22 protein-coding genes are annotated in these 26,036 nt (G+C 65.1%); 16 read left to right on the forward strand and 6 right to left on the reverse strand.

Annotated features, from left to right (window positions below; translation table 11 throughout):
* The 5 genes from FJW06_RS23330 to FJW06_RS23350 all read right to left on the reverse strand — a co-directional run.
* A partial coding sequence (locus FJW06_RS23330; protein ID WP_140754915.1) for a triose-phosphate isomerase occupies positions 1–616 on the reverse strand: 616 nt, incomplete at its 3' end.
* 8 nt (positions 617–624) lie between these two features.
* Positions 625–1,566 carry a sugar-binding transcriptional regulator gene (locus tag FJW06_RS23335; protein WP_140755041.1) on the reverse strand — a complete coding sequence of 314 codons (942 nt, stop codon included), beginning with the start codon at positions 1,564–1,566 and terminating at the stop codon, positions 625–627.
* Positions 1,567–1,630: 64 nt separating this feature from the next.
* Positions 1,631–2,563 (reverse strand): TIM barrel protein, encoded by a 933-nt coding sequence (locus FJW06_RS23340; protein ID WP_140755043.1) that lies wholly within the window; start codon positions 2,561–2,563, stop codon positions 1,631–1,633.
* 47 nt (positions 2,564–2,610) lie between these two features.
* Complete coding sequence (locus FJW06_RS23345) at positions 2,611–4,128, reverse strand: glycerol-3-phosphate dehydrogenase (protein ID WP_140754917.1); 1,518 nt, start codon at positions 4,126–4,128, stop codon at positions 2,611–2,613.
* Position 4,129: 1 nt separating this feature from the next.
* On the reverse strand, positions 4,130–5,716 hold the full coding sequence (locus tag FJW06_RS23350) for an FGGY-family carbohydrate kinase (RefSeq protein WP_246674800.1): 1,587 nt from the start codon (positions 5,714–5,716) through the stop codon (positions 4,130–4,132).
* A 183-nt stretch (positions 5,717–5,899) separates the two neighbouring features.
* Between FJW06_RS23350 and FJW06_RS23355 the strand changes: the two genes are divergently transcribed.
* The 15 genes from FJW06_RS23355 to xth all read left to right on the forward strand — a co-directional run bounded on the left by FJW06_RS23355 (position 5,900) and on the right by xth (position 24,724).
* Entirely contained in the window at positions 5,900–6,172 is a 273-nt protein-coding gene (locus tag FJW06_RS23355; RefSeq protein WP_140754921.1) for a hypothetical protein, read from the forward strand.
* Between the two features lie 332 nt (positions 6,173–6,504).
* Positions 6,505–7,146: a DUF2291 domain-containing protein gene (locus FJW06_RS23360; protein ID WP_224716782.1), complete on the forward strand. Its 642-nt coding sequence runs from the start codon at positions 6,505–6,507 to the stop codon at positions 7,144–7,146.
* Positions 7,143–8,681 carry a sugar ABC transporter ATP-binding protein gene (locus FJW06_RS23365; RefSeq protein WP_140754923.1) on the forward strand — a complete coding sequence of 513 codons (1,539 nt, stop codon included), beginning with the start codon at positions 7,143–7,145 and terminating at the stop codon, positions 8,679–8,681. Before FJW06_RS23360 ends, FJW06_RS23365 begins: the two co-directional genes overlap by 4 nt.
* Before the next feature lie 21 nt (positions 8,682–8,702).
* Complete coding sequence (locus tag FJW06_RS23370) at positions 8,703–9,758, forward strand: ABC transporter permease (RefSeq protein WP_140754925.1); 1,056 nt, start codon at positions 8,703–8,705, stop codon at positions 9,756–9,758.
* A gap of 116 nt (positions 9,759–9,874) precedes the next feature.
* Positions 9,875–10,822 carry a D-ribose ABC transporter substrate-binding protein gene (locus FJW06_RS23375; protein WP_140754927.1) on the forward strand — a complete coding sequence of 316 codons (948 nt, stop codon included), beginning with the start codon at positions 9,875–9,877 and terminating at the stop codon, positions 10,820–10,822.
* A 143-nt stretch (positions 10,823–10,965) separates the two neighbouring features.
* A complete protein-coding gene (locus FJW06_RS23380) occupies positions 10,966–11,832 on the forward strand; it encodes a DeoR/GlpR family DNA-binding transcription regulator (protein ID WP_140754929.1) in 867 nt (288 codons plus the stop codon).
* A gap of 83 nt (positions 11,833–11,915) precedes the next feature.
* Positions 11,916–13,442, forward strand: a complete 1,527-nt coding sequence (locus FJW06_RS23385; protein ID WP_140754931.1) for an FGGY-family carbohydrate kinase — start codon at positions 11,916–11,918, stop codon at positions 13,440–13,442.
* Complete coding sequence (locus FJW06_RS23390) at positions 13,439–14,206, forward strand: DeoR/GlpR family DNA-binding transcription regulator (RefSeq protein WP_140754933.1); 768 nt, start codon at positions 13,439–13,441, stop codon at positions 14,204–14,206. The genes FJW06_RS23385 and FJW06_RS23390 overlap by 4 nt, the downstream gene beginning before the upstream one ends.
* Positions 14,203–15,864, forward strand: coding sequence for a glycerol-3-phosphate dehydrogenase/oxidase (locus tag FJW06_RS23395; RefSeq protein WP_140754935.1), 1,662 nt, complete (start codon positions 14,203–14,205; stop codon positions 15,862–15,864). Before FJW06_RS23390 ends, FJW06_RS23395 begins: the two co-directional genes overlap by 4 nt.
* 355 nt (positions 15,865–16,219) lie before the next feature.
* A complete protein-coding gene (locus tag FJW06_RS23400; RefSeq protein WP_140754937.1) occupies positions 16,220–16,972 on the forward strand; it encodes an ImuA family protein in 753 nt (250 codons plus the stop codon).
* Complete coding sequence (locus FJW06_RS23405) at positions 16,887–18,407, forward strand: DUF6504 family protein (RefSeq protein WP_140754939.1); 1,521 nt, start codon at positions 16,887–16,889, stop codon at positions 18,405–18,407. Before FJW06_RS23400 ends, FJW06_RS23405 begins: the two co-directional genes overlap by 86 nt.
* Positions 18,404–21,676 (forward strand): error-prone DNA polymerase, encoded by a 3,273-nt coding sequence (locus tag FJW06_RS23410; protein ID WP_140754941.1) that lies wholly within the window; start codon positions 18,404–18,406, stop codon positions 21,674–21,676. The genes FJW06_RS23405 and FJW06_RS23410 overlap by 4 nt, the downstream gene beginning before the upstream one ends.
* A 96-nt stretch (positions 21,677–21,772) precedes the next feature.
* Entirely contained in the window at positions 21,773–21,958 is a 186-nt protein-coding gene (locus FJW06_RS23415; protein ID WP_140754943.1) for a DUF3606 domain-containing protein, read from the forward strand.
* Positions 21,959–22,013: 55 nt separating this feature from the next.
* Entirely contained in the window at positions 22,014–23,924 is a 1,911-nt protein-coding gene (gene ligD / locus FJW06_RS23420) for a DNA ligase D (protein ID WP_281404897.1), read from the forward strand.
* Positions 23,921–24,724, forward strand: a complete 804-nt coding sequence (gene xth / locus FJW06_RS23425) for an exodeoxyribonuclease III (protein ID WP_140754947.1) — start codon at positions 23,921–23,923, stop codon at positions 24,722–24,724. The genes ligD and xth overlap by 4 nt, the downstream gene beginning before the upstream one ends.
* Positions 24,725–24,873: 149 nt before the next feature.
* On the opposite strand, the gene FJW06_RS23430 is transcribed toward xth, so the two are convergent.
* On the reverse strand, positions 24,874–25,464 hold the full coding sequence (locus tag FJW06_RS23430; protein ID WP_140754949.1) for an SOS response-associated peptidase: 591 nt from the start codon (positions 25,462–25,464) through the stop codon (positions 24,874–24,876).
* A gap of 59 nt (positions 25,465–25,523) precedes the next feature.
* On the opposite strand from FJW06_RS23430, the gene FJW06_RS23435 reads away from it, so the two are divergent.
* On the forward strand, positions 25,524–26,030 hold the full coding sequence (locus FJW06_RS23435) for an SOS response-associated peptidase (protein WP_140754951.1): 507 nt from the start codon (positions 25,524–25,526) through the stop codon (positions 26,028–26,030).
* Positions 26,031–26,036: the final 6 nt, after the last annotated feature.

Raw genomic sequence — 26,036 nt, forward strand, 5'->3', positions numbered from 1 at the left:
GTCGCCCGAGCACGTCCTCGGCTACCGCGACGATCTCCGCCTGGCGGGCGTCGGCATAGTCCGAAGTGGCCGCAATGCCGTTTGCACCGATCGCCCAGACCGGCTCGTAGGCGAAAAGGATCGGCGCGCTCTTCTGCGTGACGCCGAGCTTGGAGAGTGCGCCGCGCACCTGCCTGGCGAGAACCTCGCTGGCAAGACCGGCCTCTCGCTCGGCCAATGTCTCGCCAATGCAGATGAGCGGAATGAGGTCGTGGCGCACCGCGGCTTCCGTTTTGAGGCAAACGGTTTCGTCGGTCTCGCCGAAATGCTCGCGGCGCTCGGAATGGCCGAGCTCGACGATATCCAGATTGCAGTCCTTCAGCATCACCGGCGAGATCTCGCCGGTCCATGCGCCTTCGTCAGCCCAGTGCATGTTCTGGGCCCCCACCTTGACCGACGTATCCTTCAGCATCGCCTTGACCTCGCGCGCCGCCGTGAAGGGCGGGATGACGAAGCGCTGGACACGCGGGTCACCCTCCGGGTCACCAAGCAGCCCGCTGGCAAAGGCGCGCGCCTCCGCGAGCGTCTTGTTCATTTTCCAGCTGGTCCCGATCCAGACTTGCTTCGGCTGCGGCATATGATGGTTTACTCCGTTGCGCCGACCAGGGCCCGGGCCGTCGGCTCGTCGGTGATAAGGCCCTTCAACCGCGCGCTCTTCAGCACCGCGCGGACCGCCTCGATTTTTGCGGGGCCGCCGGCGATGGCGATGATGCGGCTTTCCGCTGGCCCGTCCAGCTCGACGGCGAGCGTGCGGGCGGTCAAGGTTGTCTCCAGCACCCGGCCGCGCCTGTCGAAAAAGTGTCCGAGCATTTCGCCGACGCCACCGACAGCGGTGATCTCGGAGATTTCACGCGGCTCGATCATGCCGGTCGCCACAAGCTGGGCGCCGGCATCCGCCGTGCCAATGCCGACGAATTTCAGTCCCGCCCGGTTCGACATTTCGAATATCTCCCGCACGCCGCGCTGCGCCAGGAGTACTTCGCGGTCGTCTGCGGAATTGGCGAAAAAGGGGACCGGCATGACGTAGGCCTGTGCGCTGGTCTTTTCGGCGAGTCGGTGCATGACGTCGTGCGGATTGGCGGCATAGTTGCGGGTCAGGCCGCCGAGCAGCGAGACGAAGCGGACCCCGGCTGCGTCGAAGCGCGGCAACTGATGCACCGCGGCGGCGAGCGTGCGACCATGCCCGATACCGATGACCCTGTCTTCGCCGCGCTCCATCTCGCGACGCAGGAAACTGGCGCCCGCCAGCCCCAGCGCCCGCAGCGGCAAGCCTTCCTCGCCCAGATCCGGCGCAACCTCGCAGAAATCCAGTCCGAACCGATCGCAGAGCTGGTTCTCCAGCAGGACGCATTCGACGATAGCGCCGTCGATCGAGACTTTCACCGCGCCGTCGGCCACCGCCCGGGCGATCAGACGATGCGCCTTCACCGAAGGCAACCCGAGCCGCTTGGCCACCTCGGCCTGAGTGAGACCGCCTGCATAGTGCAGCCAGGCGGCGCGGATCGCGAGCGACCCTTCCGCGTCCAGTTTACCCGGTCGTGTCAAAACATGCAGTCCTTTATCGCGCGTTTGGGCGTCATCGGTAGCCAGCTCAGATATTCAGGCTTTGCACGCCGGTGTCGATATGCGGCGCCCAGAAAGCTATGCTCTCGGCGATCTGAGCGATGACCTGCCGATCCTCCGGCTCACGCTCCTTGAAACTCAGCTCCAGGCAGATCTCGTTCTCGACGGCGCCGCCTTCGGCCAAGGCCTGCAGCAGCGGCTTGGGTTGGATGCGGCCCCTGCTGTTGAACGCGGCGGTGAAGGGGCGGTGTCCACCCTTGTCCATAAGGCTTTGTTTGATATGGATGATCGGCGACACTTTGGGCACCGCGCGCGCCCAGGCATAGGGATCGTAATCATCCGGATCGGCACTGGTCACGTCGCCGTGGTCGATGTCCGCCATCATCCACATCGGCACCGCCATTTCGGCTTTGGTCAGCCTGTCCTGCAGCTTCAGGCATTCGGCGATCGTCTGGCCGAACTCGCGCCCGATGCTCATCGGTTCCCAGAAGACGTATCGCAGCCCGGCACCTTTGGCATGCTCCGCCACCTCTGCCCAACAGTCGATGGCGATCCCGATCAGTTCCTCGCGCCGGGCCGGATCGTCATAATCCTTGAAGGTGAAGATGGCGAACTGGGTGCCGATGCAAACGCCGCCGAGGTCGGCGGTAATGTCGGCGAAAGTTTTGAACCAGTCGACATAGTATCGGCGAACATCGCGGTCGGGATGGCCGAAATGGTTGAGCCGGCCGTACGGACCGGTCATGCCGCTGGTGATGCGGACGCCGGTGCGCCGCAGGGCCGCCGTCATCTGCCGGGTCAGCCGCCGGATCACGGGCGCTGGCCAGCTCGGATTGATGAACTCGTGGGTCAGCTGCAGGTCGCGCAGCCTGAGGTCGCGGGCGACCGTCTCGATAAGGTCGTCCGGCTCGGCAAAGCGATTGACCAACGGGTTAGTGTTCAGCGAAAGTGTCAGCGCCATGGCGCGTGACTCCGGAACGTGGTTGCGGGTCGAGGTCGCATCGGATTTCACGCGGCCTCGGCCAGGTGCTCGGCGTCAAACCACATGGCGAAGGCGTCCCGTTCGGCCTCGGTGAGATGCAGGTAGTGCTTGGTGCGCCGCAACAGGATGTCGTCGGGCGTGCGCGCCCATTCCCTGGCGACGAGATAGCGCACCTCCGCCTCGTAGAGCAGGCCGCCGTGATGACGTCCAAGGCCATCGAGGCCGGCCGCGTCTTTGACGAGGTCCCTGGCGCGCGCACCGTAGAGCCGCCCATAGTGATGGACGAGATTGCGCGGCATCCACGGATAGGTCTCGCGCAGACCGTTGGCGAAGGTCTCGTAGTCGGCGTCAGGGATTTCGCCGCCGGGCAGCGGCGCGGTCTCGGTCCAGTCCCCGCCCATCTTCGGGAAAATATGCTTCAGCCGGTGCATACCGCGCTCGGCCAATTCGCGGAAAGTGGTGATCTTGCCGCCGAAGACGTTGAGCAGCGGCGCGCCGCCGCTCTCGTCGAGGTCGAAGACATAGTCGCGCGTCACGGCGGAGGGATTGCCCTTGCCGTCATCGAACAGCGGCCGCACGCCGGAGAAGGAGTAGAGCACGTCCTGGCGCCGCAGCTTCTCCTTGAAATAGCGGTTCACCGCCGCCAGCAAATAGTCGATTTCGGCCTCATCGGCCCTGACGTCCTCGGCGCGGCCGTCATAGGCGATGTCGGTGGTTCCGATCAGCGCCATGTTCCCCTCGTAGGGATTGATGAAGATGACGCGTTTGTCATGGTTCTGCACCAGATAGGCATTGGCGCCCTGCCAGAACTTTGGCACGATGATGTGGCTGCCTTTGACCAGGCGCACATTGCGCGACGAGTTCGATCCCGCGACTCGGCCGATGACATCCGAAACCCACGGACCGGCGGCATTGACGAGACAGCGGGCGCGAAAGACGCGTGTTTCCCCCGTCATCGCGTTTCTCGTCGTCACCATCCAGGCGCCATTCTCACAGCGGGCGGAGACGGCAGGCGAGCGGGTGAGCACCTCGGCCCCGCGTTCGGCGGCGCCGACAGCGTTGAGCACCACCAGCCGCGAATCGTCCACCCAGCAGTCGGAATACTCGAAGCCGCGCGTATATTGGTCGAGCAACGGCGTTCCTTCCGGATCGCGCTCGAGGTCGAGCGTGCGCGTGCCGGGCAGCCGCTTTCGGCCGCCCAGGTGGTCGTAAAGAAACAGGCCGAGCCGCACGAGCCAGGCCGGCCGATCCTGCGGGCTGTGCGGCAGCACGAAGCGCATCGGCCAGATGATATGGGGCGCGGCCTTGAGTAGAACCTCGCGCTCGATCAGCGCCTCGCGCACCAGCCGGAACTCGTAATATTCGAGATAGCGCAGACCGCCATGCACGAGCTTGCCGGAGCGCGAGGACGTGCCCTCGGCAAGGTCGTCCTTTTCGCATAGCACGACCGACAGGCCGCGGCCTGCTGCGTCCCGCGCGATGCCGGCGCCGTTGATGCCGCCGCCGATGACGAAGAGGTCGACCGTTTTCGGCTCAGGCCCCATCCTATGCTCCTTGCGGCGTTTCGGCGGCAGCCGTGTTGCGGCGCTGGGCGGCGAGCATGTCCCAGGCTGGCCCCAGGGCATGGCGTGCCGCGCCGAATGCGGGAAACAGCCCGTCATAGGCGCTCATCAGCGCCGGATCGGGCGCCTCGGCGGGCCCGAGCAGCGGCGTGACCCAATCGGCGATGCAGGCGCCCATGTCGGGATAGGCGCCGATGGCGACCGCGGCCATCATCGCGCAGCCGGCGGCACCCGCCTCCTCGCGCGATGAGACGCGGACCGGCGCGTGAACCGCCGCCGACAGGATGCCGCGCAATCTTTGCGAGCGGGCCGCGCCGCCCGACAGCCGCAGCTCCGATGGCAGGTCGCCCATGGCAGCGTAGCAGTCGCGCATGGCAAGCCCCAGTCCCTCAATGACGGCACGCACCAAGCTCGGATAGCGATGGTTGACAGACAGGCCAACGAAGCCGGCGCGGGCGTCGGCGTTGACGAACGGCCCGCGCTCGCCCGCCTCCGAAATATAGGGGTGATAGACGATCTGGCCGGGCTGGCTGTCGCCGAGCCAATGATCGATGCGGGCGACCAGATCGCGATGACCGGCCTCCTGTCCGAATTCCTTCAGCACATCCGCGGCAAGACCGAGAACCCAGTCGATGTTGAGCGTGGTCGCCATGTTGGTCTGGACCTGCGTCACCAAATCCGGAACCGGGAGGGTGATGACGTAACCAGAGCCCTCCTTGTTGAGGTGCACGGCGCCCGTCGGCACGGCGCGCATGTGGACGCCGGTCGAGCCCACGATCGAGCAGGCGACATCCCCCTCGCCGCCGCAGACCCCGGCGCCGAGCGCGGTCATGACCATATCGACATAACCGAGGCTGACGGGAGTGCCGGCTTTCAGTCCGGTCTCGGCCGCTGCCGCTCCCGTCAGCGGATGGGTCACCATGGTGCCGTCGATGATCTCGGGCAACAGCTTGCGCCGGCCGGAAAGGCCTAGCGCCTCGATGACGACGTCGTCGTAGCGGCGGGTACGGAAATTGCCGAAGGTGAAACTTGATTCCGAAGGATCGGTGGCACGCACGCCGGTCAGGTTCAGATAGAGCCAGTCCTTGCAGTGCAGCGCCACTTCGGCACGGTCGAGAAGCTCGGGCGCGTGGCGGTCCATATGGGCCATCTGACTGCCTTGCTGGCAGGTGTTGAGCCCGGTTCCCGTCGCCTCGAAACGGGCACGGCTAAGCGGGCCGGCAGCCAAGCGTTCGACGGTGGGCGCCGCGCGGGCATCGAGCCACAGCCATGCGTCGGCGACCGGCGTGTCTTGCCGACCGACGAGCCAGGTGCCGTCGCCCTGCGCGGTCACCGCAAGCGCCGCGGTGCGCGCCACAAGGTTTTCAACCTTGTCGCCGAGCCCTCGAAGCGCAGCGGTGCAGTCGCGCCAAGTCTGGGAGAGCGACTGCGTGGCCGAACCGTCGGCGCCGGACGCGTAACGGTTCGGAACCGAAGCGGACGCGATCTGGCGGCCGTTCAGCTCGAAGGCGACCGCCTTGATCACCGACGTGCCGGAATCGATACCTATGATGACGTCAGCGCCGGCCACGGATCTCTCCGCTTCCGATGCGACCATGCCTGGATCGGCAACAGGGCAATGTCCGTCTCCTCCTGATTTTTACCGCCCGAAGCCACCGGCGAACGGGTGGCGGCGAAAGATAGGCCGTTGCGCACTCCTCCGTAACGGCGCCTACACAGTTCATTCTAAGTTATCACGGAAATAACACAATGCATGATTTTTTTTGCAGACAACGAAAATTTTTTCAGCTACGCTTATAACAGTCAGGAGGAACTCGACGATCTGCCTTCCATCGTCTCCGGCATGCGGACGGGAAAGCGGACAAACGGGCGACCGGATGCTTCAGGCTTGTGTTCAACCTGCGCTGCAGCACAGTACGGCGTGCGCAACAACGATATAAATCAATTGTTTATCTCCGATAAATTGGCCGCCGCAGCATGTTTCTGCCGTGCCTGCGAGATGGATCATCTCAATGATCGGCCATAGGATCAATCGATGCGCGAGGCTGTTCCGAGAGATGCCGGTTTGAAAATCGTATGGCTAAAGCCCCCTTTCGACGGTTCACCATCGGCACCGAAGCGGAATTCGGATCTACCATACTTGACGCAAAAGATAACACGATTATAACATTACGATCCTAGAATGGACGTCGATGCAGCGGGAGGAAGACGCCGCATCGCCGGTCAAGGGTGGAGGAAATCGATGCAAGCAAGCGACCCGACCATGCGGCAGCCCTGCGTCGTGCATCCACGCCCATCGTTGCATCGGCCCCTGCCCGCCTCGTTTGATTGCCGGCAAGGCTCTGAATGATGAATGCCATGTCGACCCCGAAGGCCCCGGCCGCGCCACGCCGCAGTCTCACGATCGCGATCGGTCTCGGCGTCGTGGTCCTTGCCGCGATCGCGCTCGACACGAAGGTGGTCCGGATCGGATCGTCTGCCGACGTCGGCCAGGAGGCGTTTTCGCCCGACCGGTTCGGCGAAAAGGAGTTCCCGCGCATCCAGGCCTTCGTCGTCGAGCACGCCGTCAACGCCGCCACCTTCGGACCGGCGGTGATGGCCGACAAGAACGCGGCCGCCAAGCAATACGGAACCGCCTCGTCGACGGGCGCGATCATCCCGATCAGGCTGACGGCGGTGGCGGGCGAAGCGAAATCCGGCGTCTACGAACTCAAGGCCGACGGCGTACCGGCCGACATCCATATTCGGGTGCAGGCCGGCCCGGCCATCAACGGCACCGATCTGCGCGATGCGACGGGTGACATCGTCTTCGGCAAGTTCAAGAACCAGATCGAATACCAGGACGCCGGCTCAGGCATCAACCGCGCCATGAAGAAGGCGACCCTCGACGCTATCGACACCGCCGGCCTCTCCGGCAAGACGCTGGAGATCTTCGGCGTCTTCCGCCTCATCAACCCTAAGAACTGGCTGATCACGCCGGTGAAGGTCACCGTCAAATGAGCGATGCCGCGACCTCCCGGCCGGCCGGCGAAGTGGTTCTGGCGGCGCGCAACATCGCCAAGTCCTATAACGGCGTGAGGGCGCTGAAGGGCGTCAATTTCGACATCCACCGCGGTCAGGTGACGACGCTGTTCGGCGAGAACGGCGCCGGCAAGTCGACGCTGATGAAGATCCTCTCCGGCGTGGTGCAGCCGACCTCCGGCGAGATCGTTCTCGACGGCCAGCCCATCGTGTTCTCCTCCTCCACCGACGCGCGGAACCACGGCATCTCGATCATTCATCAGGAGCTTAGCCTCGCGCCCAATCTGTCGGTTCGCGACAACATCTTCATGGGGCGCGAGATCACCGGCCCGACCGGCGTCAACTACGCCGAGGAGGAACGCCAGGTCCGCAGGCTGCTGGCGGAACTCGAGGAGGACATCGATCCACTCACCCCTGTCGAGGAACTGCGCCTCGGACAGCAGCAGATCGTCGAGATCGCCCGCGCGCTTTCGGTCGACAGCCGTATCCTCATCATGGACGAACCGACATCGGCGCTTTCCGCCACCGAGGTCGAGGTGCTCTTCAGCGTAATCCGCGACCTGACCGCCAAGGGTGTGTCGATCGTCTACATCTCGCATCATCTGGAGGAGGCGCTGCAGATCACAGATCATGCCGTGGTGCTGCGGGACGGCAACATGACCGCCTACGCGCCGCGCGCCGATATCGACCTCGAATGGATCGTGCGCAACATGGTCGGCGAGAACTATGATCTGGGCAGTCCGCCGACCGGCCATGATTTCGGTCCGGTCATGCTCTCGATCCGCGAACTGACCGTGCCGGATCCGGCCGGCGGCGGCTACAACGTCGTCGATCGCATGTCGCTCGACGTCAGGGCCGGCGAGATCGTCTGCATCTATGGCCTGATGGGGGCCGGCAGGACGGAACTGCTCGAGACCGTCGCCGGCAAGCTGAGTGCGACGTCCGGCGAGATCGTGCTCGAGGGCAAAGAGATTTCCCACCTCCCCATCGGCGAGCGCATCTCCCGCGGCCTTGCGCTCGTGCCCGAGGATCGCCAGCGCTACGGTCTCGTCCAGACGATGTCGGTCGGGCAGAATCTTTCGCTCGCCTCGATCATGGAATTCACGCGCGGGATCTTCACCTCAGTCAAGCTCGAGCGGGCGCTGGTCCAGAAATCGATCCGGGACGTGACGGTCAAGACCGATGGACCGGACGTGCCGATCGGGTCGCTGTCCGGCGGTAACCAGCAGAAGGTGGTCATCGGCAAGATGCTCGCCACCGATCCTAAGGTCATCCTGCTGGATGAACCCAGCCGCGGCATCGATATCGGCGCCAAGGCCGAGGTGTTCCGGATTCTGGCTCACCACGCGGCGGCCGGGCAGGCCGTCGTGTTCACGACATCGGAAGTCAACGAATGCCTGTCGATAGCCCACCGCATTATCATCATGCGGCGCGGGCGGATCTCGGCCGAGTTCACATCGGACATCACCAAGGAAAAGATCATGGCCGCCTCGGGCGAGGCCATGGCGGCCTGAGCGGAGCACGGGGAAAGAATAATGACGCAGCCGAGCGCCAATGGCATCTCTTCCCCGGCCGCGGCCGTGAGGGGGACGACAATCAGCCCTATCAAGCTCTTGCTGAAGGGCCGCGCCTTCTTCGCGCTGATCGCCATCATCATCGTCTTCTCGTTTCTGTCGCCGAACTACCTCACCGTCTCAAACCTGCTGATCATGTCTTCGCATGTCGCCATCTACGGGATCCTGGCGATCGGCATGCTGGTGGTGATCCTGAGTGGCGGCATCGACCTGTCGGTGGGCTCGATCCTGGCGCTGTGCGGCGTGGTTGCCGGCGCGCTGATGCAGGGTGTCAAACTGACGCCGCTCGGTGTCATCCTGTTTCCACCTGTATGGGCGGTGGTCGTGCTGACCTGCGCGCTCGGCGCCTTGCTCGGCGCGCTCAACGGCATCCTCATCGCCTGGTTCAGGGTGCCCGCCTTCGTCACCACGCTGGGCGTCATGTACATGGCGCGCGGCATCGCGCTGCTGCAGACCAACGGCCTCACTTACAACAACCTCGCCGGCCGGCCGGAGCTCGGCAACACCGGTTTCGACTGGCTGGGCTTCAACCGGCTATTCGGGGTGCCGATCAGTGTGCTGGTCCTGGCCGCCCTCGCCGTGCTGACCGGGCTGATGCTCAGCCGCTCCTCCTTCGGCCGCTGGCTCTATGCCGCGGGCGGCAACGAGAACGCAGCCGATCTGTCGGGCGTGCCTGTCAAGCGGGTCAAGATCACGGTTTACACACTCTCCGGAATCCTGTCGGCCATCGCCGGCCTGGTGCTCTCTTCGCAGTTGACGTCGGCCGGGCCGACCGCCGGCACCACCTACGAGCTGACCGCGATCGCGGCGGTCGTCATCGGAGGCGCCGCGCTGACCGGCGGCCGCGGCACGGTGCGCGGCACCATGCTTGGTGCCTTCGTCATCGGCTTTCTTTCGGACGGCCTCGTCATCATCGGCGTGTCTTCCTATTGGCAGACCGTCTTCACCGGCGCCGTCATCGTGCTCGCAGTGCTCATGAACACCATCCAATACGGGGCCCGCGGCATCCGACAGTGACGCCGCGCCCCGCCCAAGAGCTTCTCCGGGACCGCAAGGAGACTGTGCCGGAAAGAAGGCCGAGACAAATCGGCAACCGCAATCCGAAACCGCAATCTGTAGAGGGAGTGAGAGAAATGATCGATAAGACCAGAAGGATCCTGTTGGTCGCCGCCGCGGCGCTGCCGTTGATGGCAAGCCAATCCTGGGCGGCCGGCTTGATCAGCATCATCGTGACCGATCCGGCCAATCCCTATTGGCTCACCGAAGGCCAAGTCGCCAAGGCCACGGCCGAGAGCCTCGGCTACACCGCCAATGTCAGCGCCCACAAGGGCGACACCAATACCGAAAGCACGATGATCGACACCGCCATCACCAACAAGTCGGTGGCAATCATCCTCGACCCAGCCAATGCCGACGGTTCGATCGGCGCGGTCAAGAAGGCAATCGCCGCCAACATCCCAGTCTTCCTGGTCAACGCCGAGATCAACCAGGACGGTCTCGCCAAGGCGCAGCTTGTCTCCAACAACGCCCAGGGCGCCGCGATCGGCGCGCAGCAGTGGGTCGAGGCGATCGGTGACAAGGGCAACTATGTCGAGCTGTTCGGCAATCCGGCCGACAACAACGCGGCGACGCGCTCGAACGGCTACGAAACCGTGCTCACCCAGTATCCGGATCTCAAGAAGGTCGGCAAGGAAGTGGCCAACTGGGACCGCACCCAGGGCTACCAGAAAATGCAGTCGCTGCTGCAGGCCCATCCCGACATCGTCGGCGTCATTTCCGGCAATGACGAGATGGCCCTCGGCGCCATAGCGGCGCTGAAAGAAGCCGGCAAGCTCTCCCAGGTGAAGGTCGGCGGCTTCGACGGCTCGCCGGACGCGGTCGCCGCCGTCAAGTCGGGCGAGATGCAGTACACGGTGCTGCAGCCGGTGGCGGTCTTCTCGGCCGAAGCCGTGAAGCAGGCCGACAAGTTCATCAAGACCGGCTCCACAGGTGCTGCCTCCGAGAAGCAGCTTTTCGACTGCGCCCTGATCACCAAGGACAATGTCGACAAGTACACCGGGCCGTTCACGCTCTCCCAGTGAACCTCCGGACTGGGGCGCGCGGCGTTGCGCGCCCTTTTTCATGCCGCGCAAAGGCATTCGATGCGCAAAACCCTGCCCGCCCTAGAGGTGCCCGCTTGCCATCGGCGCCAGATATGCGAATGGCATCGGCAGGAGAGGCTTGGATGACAGATCGCGAGATTCGGCCCGAGCAGGCCTTGAAGGCCCTTGCCGGGGAACAGGTGCCCGCCGACAGCCGCCACGCGCGCCAGCTGGCGCGCCGCCGGATGATTGCCGAGGCCGTCATGGCCGAGGGCACGATGCGCATCGAGGATCTCACCGAGCGCTTCGGCATCAGCCTGATGACCGCGCATCGCGATTTGGATGAACTGGTCGAGAAGGGATTGCTGCGCAAGACGCGCGGCATCGTCTCAGCCGCCCCGACCAGCCTCATCGAATCGAGCGATGCCTACCGCTCGTCGCGCCAGGCGGCGGAGAAGCGCGCGATCGCGCAGGCAGCCGCGGCCTTCCTGGAACCTGGCCAGGCGGTCTTTTTCGACGATTCCACCACCGTACTGCAGCTCGTCCCGCACCTTGCCGCGCGCGTGCCGCTGACGGCGATCACCAATTCCATCACCCTGATGAACGCGCTCAAGGACACGCGCGACCTGACGCTGCTCGGGCTCGGCGGCCAGTTCTACAACTGGTGCAATGCCTTCATGGGGCCGGTGACGGTCACGGAGATCCGGCGGCTGCGGGCCGATCGCGTCTTCATGTCAATGTCGGCCATCACCGATGGCATGGTGTTCCACCAGTCGCCAGAAATGGTCGAGACCAAGCGCGCCATGCTCGACAGCGCCGCCATGTGTATCCTGCTGGCCGATCACACCAAATTCGAGCGCCGGGCGCTACATGCCATGTGCGCGCTGAACGAGTTCGACGTCATCATCGTCGACGACGGAACCCCACCCCGGCAGATCGAGGAGATGAAGGCTGGCGGCATGACGGTCGTCATCGCCGCCGCGCGACAAGAAGATGTTACAGTCGCCTGATTGTAACATCCGTTGATGTTAATTTCACATGATGCTATGCGAGAACCTCAGGAGATGCACGCGACGTGCATGGCGAGGAACGCATGGCCTGTCTGCTGGGGATCGATAGCGGCCTGACCGTCACCAAGGCGGTCGTTTTCGACGAGGCCGGCGCGCCGCTGGCCGCGGCCCGCCGTCGCTTGCCGCAGATCATCTCCGAGCCGCGTCATGTCGAGCGCGACATGGACGAGCTGTGGCGCGCCGCCGCCGAGGCGATCGCGGAAGCGCTCTCCGGCTGCGGCAGGCCGAGCTCGGACATTGCTGCCGTCGCCGCCACCGCGCATGGCGACGGGCTCTATATGCTGGGTCGCGACCGCCGGCCGCTCGGACACGGCATCCTGTCGCTGGACAGCCGGGCCGGAGACGTCGCCGCCCGCTGGCAGACCGACGGTACGGCCGCCAAGGCGTTGTCGCGGACCGGCCAGACGCCGCACGCCTCGGCGCCATCTTCGCTGCTGGCCTGGATGCGCGAGCGCGAGCCGCAGCGCTTTGCCCGCATCGGCCATGTGCTTGCTTGCAAGGACTGGCTGCGCTTCTGCCTCACGGGAAGCCTGGGCACCGACCTCACCGAGGCCAGCACCTCGTTCACAGCCGTCGACAGCCAGGCCTACGCGCCGGACATCCTGCCGATCTTCGGTCTCGAAGCGCTCGGCGATGCGCTGCCGCCGGCGGCGCGGCCGGACGAAATCGTCGGGGCCGTCACGGCGCAGGCGGCCCGATCCACTGGCCTGCTTGCCGGCACCCCGGTCGTGGCCGGCCTGCACGATGTGACCGCTTCGGCGCTCGGCATCGGCGGCTATGCCGAAGGTGTAGTCGCCATCGTTGCCGGCACCTATTCGATCAACGAGATGGTCTCCACCGCGCCGCGCATCGACGCCCGCTGGTTCTGCCGCAACGGCTTGAAGCTCGGCGAATGGAACAACATGTCGATCTCGCCCGCATCGGCGGCGAATTACGACTGGTTTCTCGACACGCTGTGCGGTTCCGAGCGGGCGACGGCCGAAACCGAAGGACGCTCGATCCATGCCATCGTCGGTCCGGAAATCGAGGCGGCGTTGGCGCGGCCCTCGACGCTGCTCTTCCATCCTTATCTGTTCGGCTCGCCGCATGGCCCGGCCGCCAGCGCCGGCTTCCTCGGGCTGCGCGGCTGGCATGACCGCGGCGACATGCTGCTTGCGGTGATCGAGGGCATAGCCTTCAACCATCGCGTCCACGTCGATGCGCTGCGCGAAGGTTTTGCCCCGCGCGAGGCGCGGCTGACCGGCGGGATTTCCCGCAACCCTGTCTTCGCGCAGATCTTTGCCGATGTGCTCGGCATGCCGATCACGGTGACCGAGACCGAAGAAGCCGCCGCATGGGGTGCTGCGCTCTGTGCCGGCGCCGGCGTCGGCCTGTTCGCCTCGCCGCGGCACGATCCGCGCGACGTCGCAGCGCTTGGCCGCACCTACCGGCCCTCCCCCGAGCGCAGCGCCGCCATGGACAAGCGCTACCGGCTGCACTGCGACATCGCTGACCGCCTGGCGCAAGCCTGGCCGTCGATCGAAGCGCTGGCGGAAGGGGGGGAGCGATGAACGCGGACAATCGCCGGCAGGACATTGCCGACTATGTCATCCAGCATGGCGAGGCGCGCATCGACGAGCTCGTGACGGCATTCGGCGTCTCGCGCATGACCATCCATCGCCACGTCGACGAGCTGGCGCGCCAGGGTGTGCTGCGCAAGCTGCACGGCGCGGTGAGCGCGCAGCCGTCCGGCGTCTATGAAAGCCTCTTCCGTTTCCGCGAGACGCATGCGGCGGCGGCCAAGCGGGCGCTTGCCCGCGCGGCCCTGGCCGAGATCGAGCCGGGTCAAGTCGTGTTGCTCGACGATTCGACCACCGCCAACGCGCTCGGCCCGCTCCTGCCGCGGATCGCGCCGCTGACTGTCGTCACCAACAGCCTGTCGCTGGCGGAGCAACTGGCGGACAAGGACGAGCTGAAGCTGATCCTGCTCGGCGGCGAATACCATCCGACCTACAATGCCTTCATTGGCCATATTTGCGAGAACGCGCTGCAGAAGATCAGGGTCAATCTGCTCCTCTGTTCCGCTTCGGCGATCGACAAGACGGCGACGCTGATCCAGGACCCGCAGGTGGTGCGCGTGAAGCAGGCGATGGCCGCGGCGGCCGCGCGCAGCGTGCTGCTCATCGATTCCTCCAAGTTCGGCAAGTTAGCGCTGCACCTGTTTGCGGACCTCACGGACTTCGACCTGGTGCTCAGCGACGACGGCCTTCCCGAAGAGGTCGCCGGCAACCTGAAGGCGGCCGGGGTCAATCTCAAGATCGTGCCGGTGCAATGACCGGGACGACACGCGATGTCGATGTCCTCATCATCGGCGCCGGCATCAACGGCGCCGGCCTGTTTCGCGATCTGTGCGAACAGGGTCTCAAGGTCGCGATCGTCGACAAGGCTGATTTCGGTTCCGGCACCAGCGCTGCGCCGTCGCGGCTGATCCATGGCGGCATCAAATATCTCGAAACGGGTGAGCTGGGCCTCGTCGCGCAATCGACGCTGGAGCGCAACCTTTTGCTGCGCAATGCCCCGCACGCCGTGCGCCCGCTGCCGACCGTCATCCCGATCTTTTCCTGGTTGACCGGCATCGGAGCCGCGCTGCGCACCCTTTTCGGCAGCACGACCGCGCCGCGCAGCCGTGGCGCACTGCTGATCAAGATCGGCCTTGCCATGTATGACTTCTACGGCGCCCGGCGCCGCGTCATGCCCCGGCACAGCATGTGGTCGAAGGCGCGGGCGCTGAGCGAGATCCCGCCTTTGACACCGGGCATCGTCGCCGCCGGCACCTATTATGACGCCACCGTCCGTCATCCCGAGCGGCTGGTGCTTGAACTTCTCCAGGATGGCGTCAGGGCCAGCCCTCAATCTATGGCTCTCAACTACGCGCAGCTGCTGGGCAGCGACGGCAGCGTTGTGCGCTTCGCACTGCCCGACGGCGGCGAGTTGGGCTTCCGGCCACGCATCGTCGTCAATGCGGCTGGGCCATGGATCGACCATGTCAACGCGGCGCTCGGCGCGCCGTCTCGGCTGATCGGCGGCACCAAGGGCTCGCACATCGTGCTCGACCATCCCGAGCTGCTGCAGGCGCTGAACGGCCGCATGATCTATTTCGAGGCCAATGACGGCCGCATATGCCTGGTGTTCGACTATCTCGGCCGGGCACTGGTCGGCTCGACCGACACCCGCGCCGCCGATCCCGACGCGGTACGCTGCGAGGATGATGAAATCGACTATTTCCTGGCAAGCTTGCGCGAGCTCCTGCCCGGCCTTGCCTTTGAGCGCGAGCAGATCGTCTATGCCTATTCCGGCATCCGCCCGCTGCCGGCATCGGACGGCACTGCGCCGGGCCTGATCAGCCGTGACCACTCGGCGCCCGTCATGGAAAGCGAGGGCGACCGGACCTGGCCGATCATCTCATTGGTAGGTGGCAAGTGGACGACCTTCCGCGGTTTCGCCGAGGAGGTGGCGGACATGCTCTTGTCCAGGCTTGGCCAGCCCAGGCGGGTGAGCACGCAAAGCCTCGCCATCGGCGGTGGCCGCGACTTTCCGGCCGATGCAGCCGCGCATGCCCGCTGGATCTCCGTGGTCACAGCTGAGACAGGCGCGTCGCCGGCCCGCGCGGAAGCAATGCTCGACCGCTACGGAACGACGGCCCGTGTCATTCTAGCGCACGAAGCTCAACGGCAGGCGCAACCGCTCGCCGACTCATTCGAATACACGCAGGCGGAAATTGATTGGCTGGCGCGCAACGAACGTGTCATCCACCTAGCAGACATCGTCATGCGACGAACGGCGCTGGCGATCACGGGCCGGCTCAATCGCAGCAGCCTTGCACAAATTGCCGACACGGCAGCGGCCGCGCTGAAGTGGAACGCCGAACGGCTTGAGAGGGAGCTGGAAGCGACTTCAAAGGAACTCACGGAGCGGCACCGATTTTGCCTTTGAATAGCCGAGCTCCCATTGACATTTGATTTCGACGATTGAGCCGGCTTTGACAGACCACGCTTAATGTCCAACTAGCGCGGTGAGGGCGTGACGGAGGTCTGCCGCTCGGCGGCGTACTCGGAGGGGCCGATCTCAACCAGCACCTGTGCAACCGCCGTTTGCCGTTCGTCACCGCGAGGTCCGCTTTCAGCTATCGGCTGATCCCTGACTCCATGGCTGATGTCGGCCCAAAGCCGGCTTCGCTTCACATTCTGAAGGGAACTGAGCACGACCAGGCGCACTTGACTCTCACCGCTTGATCCTGAACAAATAGAGAACATGCTTATATACGCTTTCATGGAGGTCAACGACCATCTTGCGGCCGGAGCCCGCCATAGACGACTTGCGCGCACGAATCGAAAAGATCGAGGGCCGGAGCCGGCGCGCCAGATCGGTGCTTCCTTTCGGGGTCGCCGAGCTGGATGCGCGACTCCCGGGTGGCGGACTGGCGCTCGGCGCGCTGCATGAAATCGCGGGCGGCGGAAACGGCGCGATCGATGGCGCGGCCGCGGCGCTGTTCGCGGGCGGTGTGGCCGCACGCACGCGCGGCAAGGTCTTGTGGTGCATTACCCGGCCTGACCTGTTCGCGCCGGCGCTGGCGCAGGCAGGCCTGAAGCCGGACCGCGTCATCTATGTCGAGGCCGGCGACGACAAGACGATCCTCGCCTGCATGGAAGAAGGCATCCGGCATGGCGGTTTGGGCGCGGTCGTCGGTGAAGTCGCGCGACTGACCATGACGGCCTCGCGGCGGCTGCAGCTTGCCGCCGAAGAAGCCCACACGATCGGGATCGCGCTGCGAAGATGGCGGCGGCAATCGGAGGCGGCCGATTTCGGCCAGCCGACGGCAGCCATGACCCGCTGGCGCATCTCGGTCCTGCCCTCGGCGCCGCTGCCCGTGCCCGGCGTCGGCCGGCACCGATGGCTCGTCGAATTGATCCGCGCCCGCGCGGGTGAAAGTGCCGATTTCGAATTGGAGGCGTGCGATGGCACGGGTCGTCTCGCTGTTCCTGCCGACCTGGCCGACCGACAAGGCGCGGCGCAAGGCCGGCAACGCAGCGCCACCGGCTGAGGTCCCGCTCGTCCTGATCGGCCGCGACAAGAATAGGCGCGTGGTGCTCGCGGCCGATGCCGCAGCACTCGCCGCAGGCTTGCGGCCCGGCATGCCCGTGACGAAGGCGCAGGTGCTGGTGCCGAGCCTTGCGATCCAGGACGCTGATCCAGAAGCGGACGCCGAGGCGCTCGAGCGGCTCGCCGTCTGGATGCTTCGATTTGCACCGATCGTCGCGCCCGATCCGCCCGACGGGATCGTCATCGACACGACAGGCGCCGACCATCTCCATGGCGGCGAGGCCGCCATGCTGGAGGGCATGGTCGGGCGTCTGGCGATGTCCGGCATCATCGCCCGCGCGGCAATCGCGGACAGCTGGGGCGCGGCGCATGCTCTTGCCCGGTATGGCGGCCAACTTATCCGCATCGCGCCGGCTGGCCACGGCCCATCCATTGTGGAACCGCTGGCGCTCGAGGCGCTGCGGATCGCGCCTTCGACGGCGGCCGAACTGCGCAGGCTCGGCTTCCAACGGATCGGCGATCTCCTGAGACAGCCGCGCGCGCCGCTTGCCCTGCGCTTCGGCCCGGAGATCGGCCGCCGCATCGATCAGGCTCTTGGCAACACTGCCGAGCCTATCGATCCGGTGCGCCCGCCTGATATCGTCGAAATCCGCCGAGCCTTCGCCGAGCCGATCGGCGCGGCCGAGACAATAGCGCGCTACATCGGCAAGCTCGTCGCCCAGCTCTGCAAGATAATGGAGCAGCGCGGCCTCGGCGCGCGCCGGCTCGATCTCATCTGCCATCGCGTCGACAGCCAGGCCGAGGCGGTCCGTGTCGGCATGGCGATGCCCGTCCGGGACGCCAAGCGGCTGACCCGGCTGCTTTGCGACAAGGTCGAGACCATCGCGCCCGGCTTCGGCATCGAGATGATGATCCTGGCCGCGACATCGGCCGAACCCCTGGAGCGCAGCCAGGCCGTGAGTTCCCTCGCCGAGGAGACCGTGCCCGACGTGTCCGATCTCATCGATACGCTGGTAAACCGGGTCGGCAAGCGCGCCGTCTACCGGCTTGCGCCTGTCGCCAGCGACGTGCCGGAGCGTTCGGTAAGCAAGATCCCGGCGATGGCGGCCGATACCGGCGCGGGCTGGCCCGGCCACTGGCCACGGCCGGCGCGCCTGCTTCCGCAGCCGGACCCGATCGAGACGGTGGCGCTGTTGCCCGACCATCCACCGGTGTCCTTCACCTGGCGCGGGGTGGGCCGGCGCGTGAAGCGCGCGGACGGCCCGGAGCGGGTCTTCGGCGAATGGTGGAAACGCGACGCCGAGCTCGTGGCGGTGCGCGATTATTTCCGGGTCGAGGACGACGCCGGCGAACGCTATTGGCTCTATCGCGCTGGCGACGGCGAGGATGCGGCGACGGGCTCGCACCGGTGGTTCCTGCATGGGGTGTTCGGATGAACGGCGTCCGTTATGCCGAGCTGCAGGTCACCTCGCATTTCAGCTTCCTGCGCGGCGCCTCCTCGGCCGAGGAGCTGTTTTCGCAGGCGGCACTTCTCGGTATCGAGGCGCTCGCCGTTGTCGACCGCAACAGCCTCGCCGGCATTGTGCGCGCCCACGAGGCTGCCAGGACAACCGGGGTGCGTCTCATCGTGGGTTGCCGCCTCGACCTCACCGACGGCATGTGGCTGCTCGCCTACCCGACCGACCGCGACGCCTATTCCCGGCTGTGCCGGCTGCTCTCGCTCGGCAAGGGACGCGCCGGCAAGGGAAAATGCCATCTCGATTGGAGCGATGTCGTCGCCTATGGCGAAGGTCTGATCGCGGTGCTCCTGCCCGATCTGGCCGATGAGACGCTGGCGCTGCGCCTCAGGCATCTGCGAAAGGCATTCGACGATCGCGCCTATATGGCGCTGACGCTCAGGCGCCGGCCCAACGACCAGCTTCGCATCCACGACCTGGCCGCGCTTGCCCTCAGGATGAAAGTGCCGAGCGTCGTCACCAACGACGTGCTCTTCCATGAGCCGGGCCGCCGGATCCTGCAGGACGTCGTCACCGCAATCAGGCACAACGTCACCATCGACGCGCTTGGCGAGCGCCGCGAGCGGCATGCCGACCGTCACCTAAAGCCGCCGCGGGAAATGCACCGGCTTTTTGCACGCTACCCGGAAGCGCTGGCGCGCACGACCGAGATTGCCGACCGCTGCCGGTTCTCTCTCGACGAGCTTGCCTACCAATATCCGGAGGAGCGCGACGATCCTTCGCTGACACCGCATCAGGCGCTCGAAAAGCTGACATGGCAGGGCGCCGCGACGCGCTACCCGGAAGGCGTGCCGGACAGCGTCGCCCGCTCGCTGCGCCACGAATTGCGGCTGATCGAGAAGCTTGGCTACGCACCCTATTTCCTGACCGTGAATTCGATCGTGCGTTTCGCGCGCTCGAAGGACATCCTTTGCCAGGGCCGCGGCTCCGCCGCCAATTCGGCAGTCTGCTACGTGCTGGGCATCACCTCGATCGATCCCGGGCGCAACGATCTGTTGTTCGAGCGTTTCGTCTCCGAGGAGCGCCGAGAGCCGCCCGACATCGACGTCGATTTCGAGCATGAGCGGCGCGAGATCGTCATGCAGTGGGTGTTCGACACCTATGGACGCGACCACGCAGCATTGTGCTCGACGGTGGTGCGCTACCGCACCAAGGGCGCGCTGCGCGATGTCGGCAAGGCGCTCGGCCTGCCGGAGGATCTCATCCGCACGCTCTCCGGCCAGGTCTGGGGCTGGTCCGAGGAGGGCGTCGAACAGCGGCATGTCGAGGAACTCAATCTCAACCTCGCCGATCGCCGCCTGCGACTGACGCTGGACCTCGCGCGTCAGTTGATGGGCGCGCCGCGTCACCTCAGCCAGCACCCGGGCGGCTTCGTGCTCACCCGTGACCGTCTCGACGATCTGGTGCCCATCGAACCGGCGAGCATGAAGGACCGGCAGGTGATCGAATGGGACAAGGACGATATCGACGCGCTCAGATTCATGAAGGTCGACGTGCTGGCGCTCGGCATGCTGACCTGCATGAAGAAGGGCCTCGATCTCCTCGCCGACTGCAAGGACATACGCCTCGACATTGCCACCATCCCGGCGGAGGATCCGCGCACCTACGCCATGATCAGGAAAGCCGATACGCTCGGCACTTTCCAGATCGAGAGCCGGGCACAGATGTCGATGCTGCCGCGGCTGAAGCCAAGGACTTTTTACGATCTCGTGGTGCAGGTCGCGATCGTGCGCCCAGGGCCGATCCAGGGCGACATGGTCCATCCCTATCTGCGCCGCCGGGAAGGCATCGAGCCGGTGCATTACCCAAGGCCCGAGCTCGAGAAAGTGCTCGGCAAGACGCTCGGCGTGCCGCTGTTCCAGGAGCAGGCGATGCGGGTTGCCATCGAATGCGCCGGCTTCACACCGGGCGAAGCGGACATGCTTCGCAAGTCGATGGCCACCTTCAAGTTCAGCGGCGGCGTCTCGTCCTTCAAGGCGAAACTGATCGACGGGATGGTCGACAACGGCTACGAGCGCGCCTTCGCCGAGCAGACCTTCAAGCAACTCGAAGGCTTCGGCTCCTACGGTTTTCCCGAGAGCCACGCCGCCTCCTTCGCGCTGATCGCCTATGCCTCGGCCTGGCTCAAATGCTGGCACCCCGACGTCTTTTGTGCGGCGCTGTTGAACAGCCAGCCGATGGGCTTCTACGCGCCGGCGCAGATCGTACGCGACGCCGCCGCGCACGGGATCGAGATCCGGCCGGCCTGCGTCAACGCCTCGCGCTGGGACTGCACGCTCGAGCCTGTTTCCGGTGACGGACACTTCGCTGTACGGCTGGGGTTGCGCATGGTGCGCGGTCTGGCAAATGCCCATGCAAGCATGATCGTCGCTAAGCGCGCCGACCAGCCGTTCGCCAGCGTCGACGATCTGTGGCGCCGCGCTGGCGTGCCGCAGGCAGCACTCGTCCAGCTCGCCGAGGCGGACGCGTTCCGGCCAGCACTTGGTCTGGCGCGGCGCGAGGCGCTGTGGGCGATCAAGGCGCTGCGCGACGAGCCCCTGCCCCTGTTCGCGGCCGCATCGGCCCGTGAGCCCGAGTTGGTGCCCGAGATCAACGAACCGGCGGTGACGCTTCGGCCGATGACGGCCGGCGGCGAGGTCGTGGAGGACTACCGCCATATCGGCCTGACGCTGCGCAGCCATCCGATCTCTTTCCTGCGCGAAGATCTTCGCCGTCGCCGCATCGTTTCTTGCGCCGAGGCGATGGAGGCTCGCGACGGCCAATGGCTGGAAGCGGCAGGCATAGTGCTCGTCCGCCAGCGCCCGGGCTCGGCCAAGGGCGTGATGTTCATCACCCTTGAGGACGAGACCGGCATCGCGAATCTGGTCGTTTGGGCCAAAGTGTTCGAGCAGCACCGGCGCACCGTTCTGTCGGCAGGCATGGTCGCGGCAAGGGGCCGCATCCGGCGTGAGGGCGAAGTGGTCCACCTCGTGGTTCGCAAGATCAGCGATCTATCAGCCGAGCTCGCCAGCGTCGGCGAACGCGAGGGCAGCTTTCCCGTGCCGCACGCCCGCGGCGACCAGGTGCGCAATGGCGGCTCGGGCCCCGATCCGCGCGAGCTGCCGCCTAAGGGGCTGCGCAGCCGCGACATCTACATACCCGACCTCCACATCGACAACATCAAGGTCAAGACGCGGGATTTCAGGTGAAACGCCGAATTTCTCGCCGGCTCAGGATCGCAAATCGCACCAGAGCGTTACAGGTCCACGTCTTGACAGCGCAGCTATGGAACAGGGGAGACGATAATGGCGGACAATAAATCGAAGCGAGGCGCCGCAGACCGTCGACAGATCTCTGGAGGCGAAGGCTATGAGATCAACTATTTCGCCCGCAAGCACGGTATCAGCAGAGAGCAGGCCGAAGCCCTGATCAAGCAGGTCGGCAACGACCGCGACAAGCTCAATGCCGCCGCGGAGAAACTGAAGAAATAGGCTGCGGATTGCGAATGGCGCATCGGGCGGTTGGGTTGTGTTTGAGTGAGGTCAGGTGAGCAAGTCAGCTTTGCGTCGGCCCACAACCAAAGGATCTGCAACTCCCCTTGCCAAGCCAGTCTCGCGCGGCGCAGCCGAACTCGCGCCGCCCACGTTCCGGCCGGTCCAGCTTGCAAAACTGGTGGACACGGTTCCCCCTGGCGACCGCTGGATCCACGAGATGAAATACGATGGCTACCGCATTCTCGTCGCCGTGGGCGGTGGCGAGGCGCGCGCCTACACGCGCTCTGGCCTGGACTGGTCCGGCCGTTTTCCGTCCATTTTGGCGGAGGCCCGCAAGCTCAAGGTTCGCTCCGCCCTGATCGACGGAGAGGCGGTTGTCATGGACACGGAGGGTCGATCCAGCTTCCAGGCGCTGCAGAACGCATTGAAGGGCGCCCCCGCGAGCATCGATTTTTATGCCTTCGACCTGCTCCAGCTCGACGGGGAAGACCTGACCAGGCTGCCGCTCCTGGAGCGAAAGGAGAAACTGGAGACGATCCTGCCGGCAAAGAGCCCCATACTTCGCTACTCCGATCACATCCAGGGCCGCGGGGAAGAGTTGCTGAACCGCTTCTGCGACGCCGGCCTCGAGGGGGTGATCTCGAAGCTGGCGGATTCGGACTATGTCGGCGCCCGCGATGGAAGCTGGCTGAAGATCAAGTGCGTCAAGCGTCAGGAATTCGTGCTTGTCGGCTGGACGCCGTCAGACAAGGATCGCGCGTTTCGATCGCTGATCCTCGGCATCCATGACGGCGGAAAGCTGCGCTATGCCGGCAAGGTCGGGACCGGTTTCGATGCCGCCGGGATGGCCCGGCTGATGAAGACCATGGCGCCGCTCGAGCAGAAGGCCGCCACGGTCGAAGCACCGCGCGCCGAGGTCCGCGGCGCGCACTGGCTGCGTCCCAGGCTTGTCGCCGAGATCGCCTTCACCGAGATGACCAATGAAGGAACACTGCGCCATCCAAGCTATCTCGGCCTGCGCGAAGACAAGAAGCCGGAAGCGGTTGTGCTCGAGACGGAACACCGCACAGCGACCCTGCCGCCGCCGGCGACAAACGCGGTCGCGATCAGCAATCGCGCCCGCGTCATCTACCCCGAATCCAACATCACCAAGGGACAGCTTGCCGATTATTATTCCGACGTTGCCGCGATCATGCTTCCCTGGGCCGGCAGCAGGCCGATCAGCCTGGTCCGCTGCCCGCAGGGGCGCGCCAAGAAATGCTTTTTCCAGAAGCATGACGCCGGCAGCTTCGGCGACAAGGTCCATCACGTCGGGATCACGGAAAAGGATGGCCATGAGGAGCCCTACCTTTGCATCGACGATGCCGAGGGGCTTTTAACCTGTGTCCAGATGGGAACGGTCGAATTCCATGGATGGGGAGCGCGCATCGAAGACGTCGAGAAGGCCGACCGCCTTGTGTTCGACCTCGACCCCGACGAGGCACTGGATTTCGAGGCGGTCCGCGCTGCCGCATTCCAGTTCCGGGATATTCTGAAATCCATTGGGTTGACCTCCTTCCCGATGCTGACGGGCGGCAAGGGCGTACATGTGATCGCCCCGCTCGCGCCGCAAGCCGAATGGCCCGAGGTAAAGGCCTTCGCCTCCGGGCTTGCTCAGGCGGTCGCGCAGACCGACCCCAGCCACTTCACGGCGGTGATGTCGAAGGCCAAACGCAAGGGGCGGATCTTCGTCGACTATCTGCGCAACCAGCGCGGCGCCACGGCAATCATGCCTTATAGCGCCAGGTCGCGGCCGGGTGCCCCGGTCGCAGCACCTGTCACCTGGGCGGAGATGAAGACGATCGATGCGCCCTCGCATTTCCATGTCGGCGACGCGCCCGAATTGAAGAAGCGCGCCGCATCGAGGGCCCTCGCGGACTGGGGCAGGGCCGATCAGTTCCTGCCGGACCTCATGAAGCCATGAGGATCGCCACCTACAACGTCAACGGCGTCAACGGCCGCCTGCCGGTGCTGCTGCGCTGGCTTAAAGAGGCAGCGCCGGACATTGCCTGTCTGCAGGAACTCAAGGCGCCGCAGGAGAAGTTCCCGGAAGTGCCAATCCGCGACCTCGGCTATGACGTGATCTGGCACGGCCAGAAAAGCTGGAACGGCGTCGCGATCCTGAGCCGGGTCGGCAACATCCACGAAACGCGGCGCGGCCTCCCCGGCGACCCCGACGACAGCCATAGCCGCTACATCGAAGCAGCAGTCAACGGCATCCTGATCGGATGCCTTTATCTTCCGAATGGCAATCCAAGGCCCGGCCCGAAATTCGACTATAAGCTGCGTTGGTTCGACCGCCTCATCGACCACGCAGCCGAACTCGTCGCGTCCAAACAGCCGGTGGTGCTGGCGGGCGATTTCAACGTCATGCCGACCGAACTCGATGTCTATAAGCCCGAGCGTTGGCTGGATGATGCGCTGTTCGCGCCCGAGGCGCGCGCCGCCTACGCGACGCTGCTCGAACAAGGCTGGATCGACGCACTGCGCGTGCGTCATCCCGGTGAGAAGATCTACACGTTCTGGGATTATTTCCGCAACGCCTTCGGCCGCAACGCAGGCCTGCGCATCGACCACCTTCTCGTGAGCCCGTCGCTCAGGAAGCGGCTGATCGACGCCCAGGTCGACGTCGAGGTACGCGGCTGGGAAAAGAGCAGCGATCACGCGCCGGTCTGGATCGAGCTCTCGGGAAAGGCACCGCCTCGCGGCCGCTCGAAGGCCTGACGAACGAATGAGCCCCGGTCGCGGCTACGGGTTGGTTGCTCTCCAATGATGAAACCTTCGCGATGTATAGCTGCGGCACTGACAGGCTTGGTGCGCCCTAAATGCCTACGCCCACGTCGCGGCCGCATTCAGCAGCGCGCCGCCCCACGTCACCCGACCTGCTCCACGATCAGCGTCCCAGCCTGAAGCGGCTTGATCAGCGATTTGGCGGATACCGACGGATCAAGCCAGCTCGCCCAATCCTTGCGCTCCAGGATCACGATCTGCCGATCGTGATATGGCGCGATATCGGGACCGGGTTCCATCGTGAGCATGGTGAACGCCTGCCCGACATCACTGGTCTCGCGCCAGATCCCGGCGATGCAGAAGATCGGCTCGTCGCGCTTGGTGAAGAGCCACTTGTCCTTGCGCTTCTTGCCCTTCTCTGCCGGTTCGGTGAATTCGTAAAATCCATCGGCTGGTATCAGGCAGCGGTTCGAGGCGAACTCGCGACCGTCCGAGCGGAAATTGTAGACCGGCCTCTTGTTCGGTCCAGGCCAGCTCCACCGGCGCTGAACAAGGTCACCCTCGCCGCTCGCGCCATCGACCGGGCGGATCATCGGCCCGACATCCGTTATCTTGATGTCCTCGCGCGCCTGGATGTTCGGCGTTCCTTCACTGAAGCGGATCTTGATCTTGAGATCGGCGAAATCCTCCACGATCGAGGCGACATCCACCATCAGTCGATAATCATTGCACATGTCTCACCTGTCACTGCGGCATTGCGCGGCGGATTCGTTCCTGTTATGTTCTTTTGACCATGAGCGCAACAGTTTTCGATTCCGACAGCCCGCGCGATGAACCCCGCCTCATCATAAGGCGCTACGGCGGCGATGTTGAGATGCTCAAGCTGCCGTGGGGACTTCAACCGAAGGAACCAGGCGGGCGCCCTTTCACGGTGGTGCGCGCAGAGGACCGGTCATTCCCGAGCCATCGCTGCCTCGTGCCGGCGTCCGAATTCCGGCACCGAAGCCAGGGGAAGAACTACAGCTTTCGCCTCGCCAGCGGTGACTGGTTCTATTTCGCCGGCATCTGGCGGCCGGCGGGCCGCGATTGGCCGGAAGCCTACGCAATCCTGACGATCCGGGCCAATGACGACATCGCGCCTTATCATGATCGCCAGATGGCGGTGCTGCGCCGAGACCAGCGCTCGGCGTGGCTGGACATGACGCGCCCAGAACACGAAGTGCTTCGTCCCCTTCCCAAGGACAGTTTTCGGATTTCCCGTCTTCATCAAGGCCGCGCGCAGGCTGAGTTTGCAATCTGAGTTGTA

The sequence above is a fragment of the Mesorhizobium sp. B4-1-3 genome (assembly GCF_006439355.1).
In the GTDB taxonomy this organism is placed as follows: Bacteria; Pseudomonadota; Alphaproteobacteria; order Rhizobiales; family Rhizobiaceae; genus Mesorhizobium.

Excerpts from the sequence above, each read along its gene's own strand:
- xth (WP_140754947.1), top strand. The coding sequence starts at position 23,921 with ATGAGGATCGCCACCTACAACGTCAACGGCGTCAACGGCCGCCTGCCG.
- FJW06_RS23355 (WP_140754921.1), top strand. The coding sequence starts at position 5,900 with ATGATTTTTTTTGCAGACAACGAAAATTTTTTCAGCTACGCTTATAAC.
- FJW06_RS23365 (WP_140754923.1), top strand. The coding sequence starts at position 7,143 with ATGAGCGATGCCGCGACCTCCCGGCCGGCCGGCGAAGTGGTTCTGGCG.
- FJW06_RS23415 (WP_140754943.1), top strand. The coding sequence starts at position 21,773 with ATGGCGGACAATAAATCGAAGCGAGGCGCCGCAGACCGTCGACAGATC.
- FJW06_RS23380 (WP_140754929.1), top strand. The coding sequence starts at position 10,966 with ATGACAGATCGCGAGATTCGGCCCGAGCAGGCCTTGAAGGCCCTTGCC.
- FJW06_RS23435 (WP_140754951.1), top strand. The coding sequence starts at position 25,524 with ATGAGCGCAACAGTTTTCGATTCCGACAGCCCGCGCGATGAACCCCGC.
- FJW06_RS23370 (WP_140754925.1), top strand. The coding sequence starts at position 8,703 with ATGACGCAGCCGAGCGCCAATGGCATCTCTTCCCCGGCCGCGGCCGTG.
- FJW06_RS23375 (WP_140754927.1), top strand. The coding sequence starts at position 9,875 with ATGATCGATAAGACCAGAAGGATCCTGTTGGTCGCCGCCGCGGCGCTG.
- FJW06_RS23345 (WP_140754917.1), bottom strand. The coding sequence starts at position 4,128 with ATGGGGCCTGAGCCGAAAACGGTCGACCTCTTCGTCATCGGCGGCGGC.
- FJW06_RS23410 (WP_140754941.1), top strand. The coding sequence starts at position 18,404 with ATGAACGGCGTCCGTTATGCCGAGCTGCAGGTCACCTCGCATTTCAGC.
- FJW06_RS23430 (WP_140754949.1), bottom strand. The coding sequence starts at position 25,464 with ATGTGCAATGATTATCGACTGATGGTGGATGTCGCCTCGATCGTGGAG.
- FJW06_RS23340 (WP_140755043.1), bottom strand. The coding sequence starts at position 2,563 with ATGGCGCTGACACTTTCGCTGAACACTAACCCGTTGGTCAATCGCTTT.
- FJW06_RS23360 (WP_224716782.1), top strand. The coding sequence starts at position 6,505 with ATGTCGACCCCGAAGGCCCCGGCCGCGCCACGCCGCAGTCTCACGATC.
- FJW06_RS23385 (WP_140754931.1), top strand. The coding sequence starts at position 11,916 with ATGGCCTGTCTGCTGGGGATCGATAGCGGCCTGACCGTCACCAAGGCG.
- FJW06_RS23395 (WP_140754935.1), top strand. The coding sequence starts at position 14,203 with ATGACCGGGACGACACGCGATGTCGATGTCCTCATCATCGGCGCCGGC.
- FJW06_RS23390 (WP_140754933.1), top strand. The coding sequence starts at position 13,439 with ATGAACGCGGACAATCGCCGGCAGGACATTGCCGACTATGTCATCCAG.
- FJW06_RS23405 (WP_140754939.1), top strand. The coding sequence starts at position 16,887 with ATGGCACGGGTCGTCTCGCTGTTCCTGCCGACCTGGCCGACCGACAAG.